This is a genomic window from Microcoleus sp. S13_C5 (assembly GCF_036700845.1).
Taxonomy (GTDB): domain Bacteria; phylum Cyanobacteriota; class Cyanobacteriia; order Cyanobacteriales; family Microcoleaceae; genus Microcoleus.
The window spans coordinates 1-14,304 of record NZ_JAUBPR010000146.1 but is presented as its reverse complement, the minus strand read 5'-3'; the positions used below and the strand labels follow the sequence as shown (position 1 = coordinate 14,304).

General features: G+C 44.5%; 11 protein-coding genes and 1 pseudogene. 5 read left to right on the top strand and 7 right to left on the bottom strand.

The features are described from left to right. Positions 1-384: 384 nt before the first annotated feature. The 3 genes and pseudogenes from QUA04_RS25565 to QUA04_RS25555 all read right to left on the bottom strand — a co-directional run. Positions 385-630 (bottom strand): annotated as a pseudogene (locus QUA04_RS25565) (IS1/IS1595 family N-terminal zinc-binding domain-containing protein); the annotation flags it as partial. 198 nt (positions 631-828) lie between these two features. Next, positions 829-1,797, bottom strand: coding sequence for an SPFH domain-containing protein (locus QUA04_RS25560; RefSeq protein WP_333262467.1), 969 nt, complete (start codon positions 1,795-1,797; stop codon positions 829-831). A 102-nt stretch (positions 1,798-1,899) separates the two neighbouring features. Further along, entirely contained in the window at positions 1,900-2,331 is a 432-nt protein-coding gene (locus QUA04_RS25555; protein WP_333051437.1) for an NfeD family protein, read from the bottom strand. A 333-nt stretch (positions 2,332-2,664) separates the two neighbouring features. Here QUA04_RS25555 and QUA04_RS25550 point away from each other — a divergent pair, with 333 nt between their 5' ends. Next, positions 2,665-4,860: a protein phosphatase 2C domain-containing protein gene (locus tag QUA04_RS25550; RefSeq protein WP_333262464.1), complete on the top strand. Its 2,196-nt coding sequence runs from the start codon at positions 2,665-2,667 to the stop codon at positions 4,858-4,860. A gap of 25 nt (positions 4,861-4,885) precedes the next feature. Here the strand turns inward: QUA04_RS25550 and QUA04_RS25545 are convergent, their stop codons facing one another. From QUA04_RS25545 to QUA04_RS25535, 3 genes are all read right to left on the bottom strand, one after another. After that, the gene (locus tag QUA04_RS25545; protein ID WP_333262461.1) at positions 4,886-5,974 is read right to left on the bottom strand and encodes an ABC transporter ATP-binding protein; all 1,089 of its coding nucleotides are present in this window, start codon (positions 5,972-5,974) and stop codon (positions 4,886-4,888) included. Positions 5,975-6,196: 222 nt separating this feature from the next. Further along, positions 6,197-7,258, bottom strand: a complete 1,062-nt coding sequence (locus tag QUA04_RS25540) for a spermidine/putrescine ABC transporter substrate-binding protein (protein ID WP_333262459.1) — start codon at positions 7,256-7,258, stop codon at positions 6,197-6,199. Between the two features lie 50 nt (positions 7,259-7,308). Then, positions 7,309-8,166 carry an ABC transporter permease gene (locus QUA04_RS25535; RefSeq protein WP_333262456.1) on the bottom strand — a complete coding sequence of 286 codons (858 nt, stop codon included), beginning with the start codon at positions 8,164-8,166 and terminating at the stop codon, positions 7,309-7,311. A gap of 94 nt (positions 8,167-8,260) precedes the next feature. Between QUA04_RS25535 and QUA04_RS25530 the strand changes: the two genes are divergently transcribed. After that, positions 8,261-10,321 carry a dynamin family protein gene (locus QUA04_RS25530; protein WP_333262454.1) on the top strand — a complete coding sequence of 687 codons (2,061 nt, stop codon included), beginning with the start codon at positions 8,261-8,263 and terminating at the stop codon, positions 10,319-10,321. A gap of 35 nt (positions 10,322-10,356) precedes the next feature. Here QUA04_RS25530 and QUA04_RS25525 read toward each other — a convergent pair whose 3' ends face one another. Then, positions 10,357-11,205 (bottom strand): ABC transporter permease, encoded by an 849-nt coding sequence (locus tag QUA04_RS25525; protein WP_333262451.1) that lies wholly within the window; start codon positions 11,203-11,205, stop codon positions 10,357-10,359. Between the two features lie 101 nt (positions 11,206-11,306). Between QUA04_RS25525 and QUA04_RS25520 the strand changes: the two genes are divergently transcribed. From QUA04_RS25520 to QUA04_RS25515, 3 genes are all read left to right on the top strand, one after another. Beyond that, positions 11,307-12,818 (top strand): FAD-dependent oxidoreductase, encoded by a 1,512-nt coding sequence (locus QUA04_RS25520; RefSeq protein WP_333262449.1) that lies wholly within the window; start codon positions 11,307-11,309, stop codon positions 12,816-12,818. Positions 12,819-13,501: 683 nt separating this feature from the next. Continuing rightward, positions 13,502-13,738 (top strand): helix-turn-helix domain-containing protein, encoded by a 237-nt coding sequence (locus QUA04_RS30075; RefSeq protein WP_445242371.1) that lies wholly within the window; start codon positions 13,502-13,504, stop codon positions 13,736-13,738. 41 nt (positions 13,739-13,779) lie between these two features. Next, entirely contained in the window at positions 13,780-13,959 is a 180-nt protein-coding gene (locus tag QUA04_RS25515; RefSeq protein WP_333262446.1) for a hypothetical protein, read from the top strand. Positions 13,960-14,304 lie beyond the last annotated feature (345 nt).

Below are 14,304 nucleotides of genomic sequence, written 5' to 3'. Positions count from 1 at the left end.
TGCACTTTACTCTTGATCGCGTGATCGTATAACCGCGCCGTGTAACCTTTCTGCACTTATCCAGCAAGCCCTAAATAGATACCAGGCGATTTCAAGATAGGGTTAGCCAATTTAAAATTTGTGAAACCTGAGATTTTGCATCATTCTCAATAAGGCTTTTATGGGCTGGCTATAATATCCCACCCATAAGAAATTCATTCTTTGTGGAACAGGCTGAAAGCCTGTTAAATGAGAATGGTGCTCTGGGCGTGAGTTGGGAGCATCTCAATGAAAGCAGCCAAGCTAAAAATTGGAGTTTTGAGGCTCTCTGGCTGCGGGGAAAGAGGAATAAGGAAGGAGCCAGAAGAAGTGTTTTTACAAATATGAGATCCTCCCCGTGAGTTATCCTAGTTGTTTAACCCAATTCATAATTGTCGTATGATGTACACCTTTGACTCTTTCAATCTCCCTAAAACCCATGCCATTAACATACATTTGTAGGCATTCGTCTTTCACTTCTTGAGCATAACCTCTGTGCGGTTGATAGCAGTCTATAAATTGTCTACCACAGGTAACACACAGGTAGTTCTGCTTACCTTTTTTTCGCCCATTTTTATTGATATGAGTTGACTTACATTCAGGACATTTCATAGAATATTACTTGTGTTAAATTGGTTTTTTTTGAAGGGTTCTCCGAATCAATTATATCTTAATTCAGCAACGCCGATTATTTAATAATTTGGTGCGTGACGCCACAATTATTTTTGCTATTCATGCTAACTCTGTATGAGGACTTTCATCCCTCATACAGAGTTACCAGTCTCTTTCAATTGCCCATTCTAGCTAAGACTACTTTTTTACCTCATTATCATTACCTTCCCCAACGATCGATCGCATTCCTTCCAGCGTAGCGGGGATGCTGCGCGGGTCCATAAACATCACCTTGCTGCTGTCGCTGGTGCCAATTTTTAGACCCATATCCAGATAGTTTTGAGCTAACAAAAATTGTAAAGCTTCCCGGGCAGTGGGGTCATTTTGCAGAGTTTTGGCGATTATTTGCAAGGCCTCAGAAGTAGCTTGAGCTTTCAAAACCTGACTTTGGCGTTCTGCTTGAGCTTTCAGGACGATCGCCTTTTGTTGAGCTTCCGCTTCCAAAATAGTCGCTTTTTGGCGCGCTTCTGCATCCAAAACTTGCGCTTCTGCTTTACCTTTGGCGCTGTTAACTGCTGACTCGCGTTCGCCCTCGGATGTCAGAATTGCCGCCCGCTTGCGTCGATCGGCTGCCATCTGCAATTCCATCGATTCCTGTACAGTTTTAGAAGGGATAATATCCCGCAATTCTACCCGCGTTACTTTCACTCCCCAAGGATCGGTAACAATATCTAAATCTCTGAGCAATATTTCATTAATTTGAGAACGAGCAGTAAAGGTTTGTTCGAGATCCAGTTGACCCATTTCGGCGCGAATTTGAGTCAGCACCATATTTACCATTGCTGACTGGAGATTTTCTACTTTGTAACAAGCTTTTTCCAAGTCTACAATGCGCCAGTAAACCACAGCATCAACGGTGATGGAAACGTTGTCGCGGGTAATACAAGCTTGCGGAGGAATATCTAAGACTTTTTCCCGAATGGTTTGCTCGTACACGACGCGATCGAGAAACGGCTTGACAAAATTCAAACCGGGTTCCAGTCTCCTGCCGCTGTATTTACCTAAAGTTTCCACCAGCGCTTCATTTCCCTGATTGATAATCTTGACGGAACCTGCGAGGGCTGAGCCGCCGAGTGCTAAAAATACAAGTAAAAAAAATTGTTCCACGGTCGCCTCCTATAAATGTTGAGTGTTGACTGTTGACTGTTAAATGTTGACTAATGACTGATGACTAACTACTAATTGCCTGTGATTAATTACGCATTTTGTTTAAGAATGCAAGAGATTTTCTGGCAAAACTATCAGAGTAGTGCCTTTCCGTCCGACGACAATTACGTTTTGGTTGGGGGGGATAGTGGCCTTCGTGTCTTCGCAGCGAGCTTGCCAAGAATTCCCCTCATAAATGACTCGGCCGGCTTCTCCGGGGGGAATTTCTGTTAAAGTTTTTGCTTCCTGAGAATCTGCGATCGCCCTTGCCGTGCCTTTTGGTATCAACCGCCGAGACAGCAGCACAAAAACGGTCGAAAATACCATCCACAGGAATATTTGTAAATTAACGTAAGGTAGAACTAGAGAGCATCCAGCTACGGCGAAGGCGCTCAGTCCCATCATAAAAGCGACAAAAGCAGTCGGGAGAAATAGCTCTGCCAAACAGAGCAAAGAGCCAGCTATCAGCCAAAGGAGTGTAGGAGTCAAGATCATAAAAAGAATAGGTGATACTATTTAGATCTTAGATTTGAAATTTAAGATTTAAGAATTGCCAACAACTGACTATGTAAGGGTTTGCGACTTGCAGCCCCGAGCGCGATTTTTGGCACAGCAGTCCCAGGTTGAGGCTCCCCTCGTACTCCAAGTCAGAGTTTAGTAACTTAAATTACAATTTTAGCCGATGCAGACTGGCAGAAACTACAATTTCTAGGGGCCCAAAGGCAGTTAAGAAATTGATAGGGGCTAAAATCAGTTTATTCTCAAGCTCATGAATTTGCGCTTGCGAATCATATATCTTCAGAATGTTTTTACACAAACTATTTCGATATGATCAGCAGTTTCTCCGAACCCATTTATTGTCCGAATCTTAGCTGTCCCGAGCCCCGCAATACCTTTGGCCGCCAGCACTGTGCAGCGTGCGAAACGGATTTAATTTATCGCTATGTGTGGGTGGTGGGGCAAGCAGCCGAGGAAGTGCCTGCGGGTAAGGTAATAGCCGATCGATACTTTGTCATTGCACCCCAAATCTGGCTCGACAGCCGTCCAGTTCTGCCTCCGAGCGTCCCGGAACAACTGCCGGATACGATTATGCCTTACCTGCATTTGTATCCCCAACGGCTGCATACGCCGGAAGTATACGGTTATTGTTCGCTAGGGGAAGCACCGGAAGCGACAGAGGTGCTCTTGTTGGAAAATGTGCCCATCAATAATTTCGGTCGCCTGTATCCTTCTATTTTAGAATCTTGGTCTGGGACAACCGCCGCGCGCCAAGTTTACTGGCTGTGGCAAATGCTCCAACTGTGGGCGCCGCTATCGGAACAGGGAGTCGCTTCGAGTTTACTGGTACCGGAAAATTTGCGGGTGGAAGGTTGGCGGGTACGCCTGCTGGAACTGCACCGGGGCAATTTTGTACCGACGCTGCGGGATTTGGGAGATGTGTGGTCAGGTTTGGTGGAATCAGCGCAACCCGAGGTGCAGTCGAAACTCGGAGAGATTTGTCAGTTTATGCGCCGCAGCAGCATGAATTTCGACGCGATCGCCCTGGAACTCAATGATTTACTATTAGAACAAGCCACTAAATTGCCTCTACACTTAGAAGTAGTCGGCATGACTGATACCGGGCCGCAGCGCTCCCAAAATGAAGACAGTTGCTATCCGACTGCTGCTGATTTTCAATCTAGCAAAACTTCAGGGAACGACAAATTAATTCCTTACTTGACAATGGTTTGCGACGGGGTTGGAGGCCACGAAGGAGGAGAAGTTGCCAGTCAATTAGCCGTGCAGTCCCTGAAAGCTTTAATCCAAAATTTGCTCGCAGAAATTGCTGAACAAGAAGAGTTGATGACGCCAGCAATGGTCATCAAGCAACTCGAAGAAATAGTCAGAGTTGTGAATAATGTGATTTCCGCTCAAAATAATGAGCAGGGAAAAGAGTTGCGGCAGCGGATGGGGACGACTTTGGTGATGGCCCTCCAGTTGCCTCAAAAAATGAAAACTTCCGAGGATTTGCCCTCGAATAACAGCCACGAACTTTATTTAGTCAATGTTGGAGACAGCCGCGCTTATTGGATTGGCAAAAATTACTGTCACCGCCTGACTGTGGATGACGACGTAGCGTCAAGGGAAGTCCAGCTAGGGCATTGTTTGTACTGGGAGACTCAACTGCGATCCGATGCAGGAGCCCTGACTCAAGCTTTGGGCACGCGGGACGGCGATTTCCTGCGCCCGACGATTCAGCGATTTATTGTCGAAGAGGAAGGCTTACTGCTGCTGTGTTCCGATGGTTTGAGCGACAACGACTGGGTAGAGAAATCTTGGGAGAATTACGGCCCAGAGGTGCTCGAAGGCAAAATGTCTTTGGAAGCCGCGGTTCAGTCTTGGATTCGCCTCGCCAACGAGAAAAACGGTTATGACAACTCCTCCGTGGTGGCGACTCACTGTCGGATGTCGCCGGAGAGATTGGTACTCTTTGATCCGGCGGTGGCCTCAGCGCCGGCGTCAGCGCCAGTGTCAGCCTCGGTGTCGCTGCCGCCTTCCCTCGCCCCGTCCCTCCAGAAGTCCGGGAGGATTCCAGAATCTCCGCTTTCAGAATCGTCCAAACAGTTGTTGTATCCCGAAACTTCCCCCGCCCCGGAACCCGTTCAAAAACGGCGATCCAAGCTGCCGCTGTCCCTACTGGGGGTGTTGGGGCTGATATTAGCCGGCGGCGCTTTAGGTTTGTGGGTGCGTAGCCTCCAAAGCCCCCAGGCCGAACCCGAACAACTTCCGCCACCGCCGGAAACTTCCGCCCCAAGTCCTTCGGAGATTCCCTCGCCCGGGGCTGAGAGTCCCTCGCCGTCGCCCACATCGACTCCTTCGGAGATTCCCTCGCCCGGGGCCGAGAGTCCCTCGCCGTCGCCCGCATCGACTCCTGCGGAAATTCCCTCGTCCGGGGCCGAGAGCCCCTCGCCGTCGCCCGCATCGACTCCTGCGGAAATTCCCTTACCCGAAGAAGCGGCAACTCCTTCGCCATCACCGCAGTAAGGGAGTTTGAATTAAGCAGAACGTTTCATAAAATGCAGATACTTTCCGGCGGCACGGCTACTTGAACGCTGTCGCCGACTTTGTGTCGCTGCAAGTCATCTCTGTGCAAGTTTTGTCGGCGAAGGGCGATCGAACTTTTAGCAGTCAACCGCACCGTATAGCGCGTGTCAGTGCCAATATAAATAGCCTCTTCTACTATTCCCGGCCAGCTATTTTCAGCATCATAATTAGCTGGATAAATAGCAGCTTTTTCTGGCCGCAGCACCAGGGTAACAACTTTCCCAACAGGCATATCTTCTGCTGTGGCAACTAACACGGGCAACTGCTGGTCAACCAACACGATTATTTGACCGTTTTGCTTTTCTACTACTTGCCCGCTTAAAAAATTGCTGTCGCCAATAAAATCAGCAACAAACCGCGTTTTAGGATATTCATAAATATCCACCGGTGTGCCGACTTGTTGCAGTTTTCCTCCATCCATCACTGCAATTCTGTCTGACATAGTTAGTGCTTCTTCCTGATCGTGAGTTACATAAATAAACGTAATTCCCAATTTTCGCTGCATTTTTTTCAATTCTAATTGCATCTCTTTACGCAATTTTAAATCCAACGCTCCTAGGGGCTCATCTAACAGCAAAACAGACGGCTGTTTGACTAATGCTCTTGCTAGCGCTACTCGCTGTTGCTGTCCCCCTGACAGTTGGCGGGGATAGCGTTTTTCTACATCGGTTAACTGTACTAATGCTAAAGCTTCAGCAACGCGATCGCGAATTGTTTTCTGAGGCAAATTCTCCATTTCCAACCCAAAAGCGGCATTTTGTGCTACTGTCATGTGCGGAAATAAAGCATAATTTTGAAATACCGTATTTACTGGCCGGTGAAATGGCGGGCGATTTTGCATCGGTTGGCCGTGAAGGTAAATTTCGCCCGCTGTGGGAATTTCAAAACCGGCAATCATTCGCAAAGTTGTAGTTTTGCCGCAGCCGGAAGGGCCGAGTAAAGAAAAGAATTCTCGATCGTAAATTTGCAGGTTGATGTTGTCTACAGCTAAGAAATCGTGACTGCGGACACTTTTAAATACTTTGGAAACTTCTAAAACTTCGACAGCGTGCATTGTGTTAGTATTTGTGATTAATAAAAATCTGATTTCGAGTCCGCTTAAACTGATATTTTGCACCATTCTCAATTACTTGTTTAGGAACGGGCTCTCCGGTTCGTTCCACAAAACTTAATTTTCTTGTGGAACGGGCCGGAGAGCCCGTTCTTGACGATGGTGCAACTCCAATACAAACTAAAAATTTAAGTAAACCAGCCGCGGCAGGAACCTGTTTTCTATCTACTTTCCAGCCCCTGCTTTAACTTCCGTCCAAGCTCGATCGTACAATGCAGTTGCTTTCCCGACATCCTGCAATAATTTCATTTTGCCAAACACCTCAGCAGGCGGGTAAATTTGAGGATTTTTCAAATCGTTCGGATCGATTAAACCTTGATCGATTGCTGCTTTGTTGGGCGATCCGAAGTGGGTAAAATTGGAAATTCGGGCCCCTACTTCTGGCTGCAAAATAAAGTTAATAAATTTCTCAGCTAACTGTTTTTGGGGCGCACCTTTGGGAATTGCCATGTTGTCAGAAAAAATGATTGTTCCTTCTTTGGGAATAGCGTAGCGGAGATTAGGATTTTCTTTCATTACCTGAAAAATATCGCCGCTCCATTCCATTGTCAAATTTACTTCTCCTTGATCTAGCATATTTTGCCCGGTGTCGGGGACAAAAGCTGCAATGATATTTTTACTTTTAATCAGCAAATCGCGGGCTTTGTTAATCTCTTCGGGCTTGGTTGTATTTGGATCAAATCCTAAATACATTAAAACCCCTGCAAATGTGTATCTGGCATCGTCTTGCCACGCGACTTTTCCGGTATATTTCGGGTCGAACATCGCCGCCCAACTGTTGATATCGCCCTTGGTTGCTTTCAAGTTGTAGCCAATTCCCATCGTTCCCCACTGGTAGGGCAGGGAATATTTGTTTCCCGGATCAAAAGCTTGATTAATAAACTTAGATTCTAGGTTTTTTTGGTTGGGAATATTGTTTAAATTCAGCGGCTCAATTATATTTTCTGCGATCATGATTTTCACCATGTAATCGGCGGGAAATATTAAGTCGTAACCGGGGTTTCCTTGTTTGAGTTTGGCATAGAGTGCGTCGCTATTCTCGAAAGTGTCGTATTGAATTTTAACATTGTTCTCTTTCTCGAATTGGGCGATCGCTTCTGGGGCGATATAACTTGCATAGTTGTAAATGCTGAGCACTTGCTGTTGGTTGCCACCTGTGCGGCTACAGCCGAAAGCCACCGTCGCACTCATCACAAATAAAAGTAGGAAAGTCAGCAGGCGTTTCATAGTTGTGTTAGTTGCAGACAACAATAATTATGGCACAAAAAGCAATTCATTTAACTTTTCTGAACTTTAAGTGATGATACAACCAGCAACAAGGAAGCCAACAACATCAAAGTTGAAATGGCATTAATCGCTGGCGTCACTGAGAATTTTATCATGCCGTAAACAAATAATGGTAGGGTCATGGAACCGACGCCAGTGGTAAAAAAGGTCACGACAAAATCGTCGAGCGACAGAGTTAAAGCCAGCAGTGCCGCGCTGAAAATAGCGGGCCAAATTAGAGGGAGGGTGATTCGCCAAAAAGCCCGCCATTCGTTAGCGCCCAAGTCAAAAGCTGCTTGTTCTAATTGAGGATCTAGTTCTGCCAAACGCGCCCTGACAGTAATAGTCACAAAGGAAATATTAAAGACAACATGACCGATAATTACAGTAGGTAAGCCGAGATTGAGACGAATTCCCGTGAGATTTTCTACTATCCGAAATACTAGGGTAAAGAAAACTAGCAGCGAAATGCCGATCGTAATTTCGGGCATAATAATGGGCAAAAACAGTAAAGCTTCTACTGCTTTGCGCCCCGGGAAATGAAAGCGTTCCAGTGCTAGCGCAATCATTGTACCAAAAACGGTTGCTAACACAGTCGAAATAGCTGCAATTAGCAAGCTGTTGTTGAGTGCTGTCCAGATTCCGGCGCTGCTACTCGTAGCAATCGTCGCGCCTGCATTGCTAAACAAACTGCGATACCAATCGAGGGTAAAGCCGCGCCAAACGGCATTGAACCTGGAGGCATTAAAGGAGTAAATAATTAAGATGAGAATTGGCAAGTAAAGAAAGGCAAATGCTAGTGCAGCTTGTACCCAAAGCCACTTTTTGCCGATCGCCCGCACGAGTAAATCTAGTTTTGTTTTAGTCATTAGTCATTAGTCATTAGTCATTAGCGCATCTTACCCTAAATTTAGATCTGTCAAGGTGATAAGATCGAATTAGACCTTACTCGAGGGAAGACCCATGAGCAGTCAAGAAAAAGCGGCTGGTTGGCTTCATAGCTTGGATCGCCTTGTCAGAGTTCGCAACGAGATAGCAGCTTTGTTGGAGGATATCGCCCAAAATCTCACCCTAGCTGAATCACACGCAGAAAATACATCTGGAAAACTAGGACTCTCTAAAGAGATTGAACGTCTCATCCAGCAAAGTGAAAATTTGCGCCAAGGAGTCTTTCGGTTTTTAGTATTAGGGGATATGAAGCGGGGAAAAAGTACATTTCTCAATGCTTTGCTAGGGCAGAATTTACTGCCCAGTGATGTCACTCCCTGTACTGCTTTGTTAACGGTGCTGAAATACGGTACTGCAGAGAAAGCGACGATTTACTATAACGATAGCAAACAACCAGAGGAAATAGATTTTCAGCAGTTTAAGCAGCGCTATACAATTGATCCAGAAGAAGCAAAAATTCTAGAGCGAGGCAAACAGCTAGCTTTTCCAGATATCAGTCATGCGGTGGTAGAACATCCGCTACCGCTGCTAGCCAAAGGTATCGAATTTGTGGACAGCCCGGGACTGAATGATACGGAAGCGCGAAACCAGCTTACTCTCGACTATATCTACAACTGTCACGCCATACTTTTTGTGTTGAGTGCGTCTCAACCTTGCACATTGGAGGAACGCCGCTATCTCCAGAATTACCTGAAAGACCGAGGTTTAACTATCTTCTTCATAGTCAATTCTTGGGATAGAATTCGAGAGGGACTTGTCGATCCAGAAGACACTGAGGCACTGCAAGTAGCCGAGGACAAACTGCGTCGAGTTTTCCAGACTAATCTGAGTGAATATTGTCAGGATCGGGGCCGGGATATTTATCAGGAGCGAGTATTTGAGATTTCTGCTCTCAATGCCTTGCGTAGTCGTTTGAAAAACTCAGAAGCTACTTTAGAAGGCACGGGCTTTGTCGAGTTTCTGGCGGCTCTCAATCATTTTCTGACTGGGGAACGAGCTGCTGCTGAACGGGAACAAGCAAGAGCGATCGCCCTTCAAGCTTGCAATCGCTTTCAAGCAGCAATCTCCCGCCGCATTCCTTTGTTAGATGAAACTGTCGATCAATTGAAAGAGAAAATTGATTCGATTCAGTCGGACTTCGCAAACTTGTCGAAAATTGGTAATCAATTCCAGCACGAAATTAGAACAGTCCGCGAGCGAACTTCCCAGGAAATAGGCGATTCTTTCCGTACCTATATCCTGGATTTAGAGAACACCTTTGAAAAGGATTTTTTAAGCACTCAGCCCGATTTAGATTTCATGCAATTTCTCGACAAAAACAACCGGGCCATGTTCTATACCTCATTCAAACGTGCTTTCGAGCGATATATGAACGATCGCCTCGCTGCTTGGGAATTCATTGCCAAACAGAAGATAGCCTCTGCTTTCTCTGAACTCGAGGAAAAAGCAGCCGATTCTCGAATTGAATATGAACGAGTAGTAGAGGCTATGAATAAGAAGCTGTTAGGCTACCGATTCTACGCCGTCGGGCATAGCTACAAGCATGAAGAAAACTCGACTTGGGCTGAGGTGGCAATAGATATGTTTTCCTCGATTCCCGACAACCTCAACAGAGGTATCCATTCTTTCAATATGTTTTGGCAGAGTGTTTTGGCTTGTGTCATGGTGACGCTGGTGCTAAATATTATCGGTGTAGTTTTTGCCTCTTTAACTCTTTCTGTTTTGGGTGGAATTCTGGTAGTTACAGGTGTTGTAGCATTGCAAGCGGAGTATGTTCGCCAACATTTCATTTCTGCGACTAAGACAGAGTTTGTCAAATATCTGCCACAAATTGCTGAAGAACAGTCGCAATATATTTATCAAGCAGTCAGGAAATGTTTTGAGACTTACGAAGAACAGGTGTGCGATCGCGTGAATGCTGATATCAATTCTCGCAAAGCCGAGTTAGATAGTTTGCTCGCTCAAAAACAATCGCGAGAAATTGACATACTCGCTGAAACTAAACGTCTGAAAGACTTGGAAGCCGATATCTTGTCTCAATTGCAGCAAATTGAGTTGGTAGGTGGATCTCTTTAGCTAAAATCCAAGTAAGGTGCCCATTTCGCACCTTACTATTGGGTTTCATCCGACACGCGGAAGTAAATTAACACAGGAATCAATATGATTACCATCAACAGCATAGAAAGCGCCGATCCAAAAGGCCAATCGCGGGCTTTCATAAACTGATTTTGAATCAAATTTCCCACCATAACTGTTTTAGAACCGCCCAATATATCCGGTGTGATGAAAGCGCCGACAGCGGGAACAAAAACTAAAATAGAGCCGGCAACAATGCCGCGAGTTGTTAATGGTAAAAATACTCGCCAGAAAGTGCGAATATCATTTGCCCCTAAATCGTGAGCGGCTTCTACCAATGAAAAATTGAAGCGTTCTATGCTAGAATATAAAGGCAGAACCATGAAAGGTAAATAGCCGTAAATAAGACCGATCGCTACAGCGAAAGGCGTAAAAAGCAAGTTTAACGGTTCGCTAATAATTTGGAGGCTTTGCAAGGCTGTGTTAACTACTCCTTCGCTACGCAGCAGTATGATCCAGGCGTAGGTTCTCACTAAAAAATTAGTCCAAAATGGAATAATTACTAGCAAAAGCAAAGCATTTCGCCAGCGAGGAGAACGGGTGGCAATGAAGAATGCGAGGGGATAGCCAACTAACAAGCAAGCGACTGTTGTCAGAAAAGCCAGCCAGAGCGATCGCCCAATTACTCCTAGGAACAGTCCACTGAATAAACGCTGGTAATTGCTGAGAGTAAATATCCAAGTAACGCCGCCGTATGTCCCGCGTTCTAAGAAACTGTACAACAGTACCATTAGCACGGGCAAAATGAAGAAAACCATCAGCCATGCCGTAGCGGGAAATAATAGCAGCAACAGGTTAGTTTGCTGGCGGTTTTTGACACTCATTATTCACTCAAGCGAAATTTAGCACATAATTCAACACATTTTATATCAAATCCGCCTTTTATGAATTATGTCATCATTAATAAATTATCAAGAGGTACGCAATGTCAGCAGAATCGTCAACCCCAAAAATAGTCGTCGTCGGTGCAGGATGGGCCGGTTTAGGCGCTACCTATCACCTAGCCCAGCAAGGTTATGACGTAACTTTGTTAGAAGCTGGCCCTTATCCGGGTGGCTTAGTTGCAGGGTGGAAAACCGCCGGCGGGCGTTCCGTAGAAGCAGGCATTCATGGCTTCTGGTATCCCTACAAAAATATCTTTTCGTTAGTCAAGGAATTAGGACTAGATCCCTTCACGCCTTGGACTCGTTCTTGTCAGTATTCACCCGCCGGATTGGAAGTAGAATCGCCGATTTTTCAGGACGAACCGCGGCTTCCCACACCGTTAGGAACCTTTCTTTACACCAGATTTAAAAGGCTGCCATTAGTCGATCGGCTTTCAGCCTTGCCCTTACTCTACGCCGTCCTAGATTTCGACAATTCCGACGAAGCTTGGCGCAGGTACGATCGCGTCACAGCCCGCGAATTGTTCAAACAGTTTGGTGTTTCTGCAAGGCTGTACCGCGATGCTTTTGAACCGATGTTATTAGTAGGTTTATTTGCACCAGGAGAACAGTGTTCTGCTGCCGCCGCTTTGGGAATGCTTTATTATTTCATATTAGCACACCAACCGGATTTTGATGTAGTTTGGTGTCGCGGAACAGTCGGAGAAAAAATCTTTTGTCCCTGGGTCGAACGCCTGGAAAAACTCGGTGCTAAAGTATTGACAAAGCAGCGAGTTACTGACTTAATAGTTGACAGCAACAACCGAGCAACCGGCGTTGTTTGCGGCGAAGAAACCTTTGAGGCAGATGCAGTGATTTTTGCAGTTGGCGTCACGGGAATGCAAAAAATTATCAGCAGCAGCCCCGCTTTGCAAAGTCGCCAAGAGTTTCGGGACGCGATGAATTTGGGTGCAGTTGACGTGTTAGCTGTTCGTCTCTGGTTTGACAGGAAAATTGACATTCCGCTGCCTTCCAATGCCTGTTTTGGGTTTAGTTCAACTACAGGTTGGACGTTTTTTGATTTGAATGCTTTGCACGACGAATTCCGATCAGAACCTGGAACAGTTGTAGAAGCTGACTTTTATCACGCAAATCAATTAATTCCCCTCAAAGATGAGGAAATTGTTAGCTTAGTTCAGCGGGATTTAGCGACTTGCATTTCGGCTTTTCGCGAGGCAAAAGTAATTGACAGCAGCGCGATTCGGCTGTCGCGGGCGGTGACGCATTTTGCCCCTGGTAGCTATCAGTATTTGTTGCCAGAGGTAACAAGTTATGATAATGTATTCATGAGCGGCGATTGGGTTGTAACCCGTCACGGTTCTTGGTCGCAAGAAAAGGCTTATGTTACTGGTTTGGAGGCGGCGAATTTGGTAATTTCGCGTTTCGGACTTGGGAACAAAGCGGCAATTATTCCGGTGGAAGCTGACGAACCGCACATTCAAATCGGGAGAAAGATTAATCAGTTTACTCGCAGTTTGACTAAAACTTTCATTCCCGATTTTTGGCTGCCATAAGAAGAAGGAAGTGCGGCAACGGATTCGGTAACGCATTTAACGAATGTCAGGAAGAAGGAAGAGGGGAGAAGGAAGAGGAAATTTCTTGATTTAAGTGGTAAGGTACGCCGTGCCGCGCACCTTACCTAGGGTTTGCTGAATAAATAATGCAAGACCCACAGAAGGATTAATGATTGATTCAAGCCGACGAGCGAATAAGTTTTTGTTGGCTCTCGTAAGTCGAGTTATAGTTTTTGATAATGACTAGCCCGGAAATAAGTGTGGTTTTCGCAAATAGACACAAAAACCTTTTGAGTCCAGGGTAAACGCATCTTAACTTTAACCCAAAATATGCTACAGTTAAATCAGAGTAAATTTTAATGTAGTTTGTTGTAGTTTATGGGTGCTGTCAAGGGCAAGAGGTTTTGGTAAAGCTGTAACTCCCCAACAAAAACAAACAGATTCATTGCCTTGAATGAATATTTTAAATGTCATTGTTTAAAAATATTTTGCCAATTTGAACGACCCAAAAATAGAAAAAAGTAAAAAACACTTACTCAAAAGACCTCTTGCGAAAGTGCGATCATTCTAGGTAAAATAAAAGAAAAAATTAGCTTAATAAGATGAATTACGAAAAAGTACAAAATTTAAACCCCGCCGACTTTAAATGATACTGTGGAGTACATCAAGAGACATTCTCATAGATGGTAAAAATAGTGAAAGCAGAAAAAATACTTCAAAAAAAATCAGGAAGACCAAGTAAATTGGGGAGAGAAGACCAAATCTTAATGACATTATCCTATTTGCGAGAATATCCTACTTTTTTTCATCGGGGAATTAAATGGGGTATTAATGAATCAAATTATTATCGAATTGTAATTAGAACGGAAAAAATTCTAATAAAATCATGTTGGTTTAATCTACCTGGCAAAAAAATCTGAATCGAAATCAAAAGGAGGAGATAGAAACTGTAGTGGTGGATGTGTCAGAACACGAAATAGGAAGAAAAAAAATATATTATAGTGGCAAGCAAAAAAATCATACAATAAAATCGCAAGTTTTAGCTAACAAAAAAAACGCTAAAATCATCTGTACAGCTTTTAGTGCGGGGAAAACCCATGATTTTAGTGTGTTAAAAACAAGTAACATCAGGATGAATTAAGAACTTAAACTTTTAGGTGATAAAAATTATCAAGGAATCAAAAAGATTCATAATAATATTAAAAACCCAGCAAAAAAACAAAGAATAAATAACTGAGTCAAGCAGAAAAAGTTTTAAATCGCTAACTGGCAAAAGAGAGGATTATTGAAAATCTACATCGAATTTTAAATATATTTAGAATACTTTCATCAAGATATCGGAATCGAAGAAGGGGCTTCGGATTAAAATTTAATTTGATTGCTGGTATTTATAATTATGAACTTTCTTAAAACCCACATTCCGCAGATATTCAAGCAGAAGGAAAGGAAGATAGATTCGGAAACACAAAACTCCCAAACGATTGCC

Excerpts from the sequence above, each read along its gene's own strand:
- QUA04_RS25545 (WP_333262461.1), bottom strand. The coding sequence starts at position 5,974 with ATGCACGCTGTCGAAGTTTTAGAAGTTTCCAAAGTATTTAAAAGTGTC.
- QUA04_RS25530 (WP_333262454.1), top strand. The coding sequence starts at position 8,261 with ATGAGCAGTCAAGAAAAAGCGGCTGGTTGGCTTCATAGCTTGGATCGC.
- QUA04_RS25535 (WP_333262456.1), bottom strand. The coding sequence starts at position 8,166 with ATGACTAAAACAAAACTAGATTTACTCGTGCGGGCGATCGGCAAAAAG.
- QUA04_RS25550 (WP_333262464.1), top strand. The coding sequence starts at position 2,665 with ATGATCAGCAGTTTCTCCGAACCCATTTATTGTCCGAATCTTAGCTGT.
- QUA04_RS25555 (WP_333051437.1), bottom strand. The coding sequence starts at position 2,331 with ATGATCTTGACTCCTACACTCCTTTGGCTGATAGCTGGCTCTTTGCTC.
- QUA04_RS30075 (WP_445242371.1), top strand. The coding sequence starts at position 13,502 with ATGGTAAAAATAGTGAAAGCAGAAAAAATACTTCAAAAAAAATCAGGA.
- QUA04_RS25540 (WP_333262459.1), bottom strand. The coding sequence starts at position 7,258 with ATGAAACGCCTGCTGACTTTCCTACTTTTATTTGTGATGAGTGCGACG.
- QUA04_RS25520 (WP_333262449.1), top strand. The coding sequence starts at position 11,307 with ATGTCAGCAGAATCGTCAACCCCAAAAATAGTCGTCGTCGGTGCAGGA.
- QUA04_RS25525 (WP_333262451.1), bottom strand. The coding sequence starts at position 11,205 with ATGAGTGTCAAAAACCGCCAGCAAACTAACCTGTTGCTGCTATTATTT.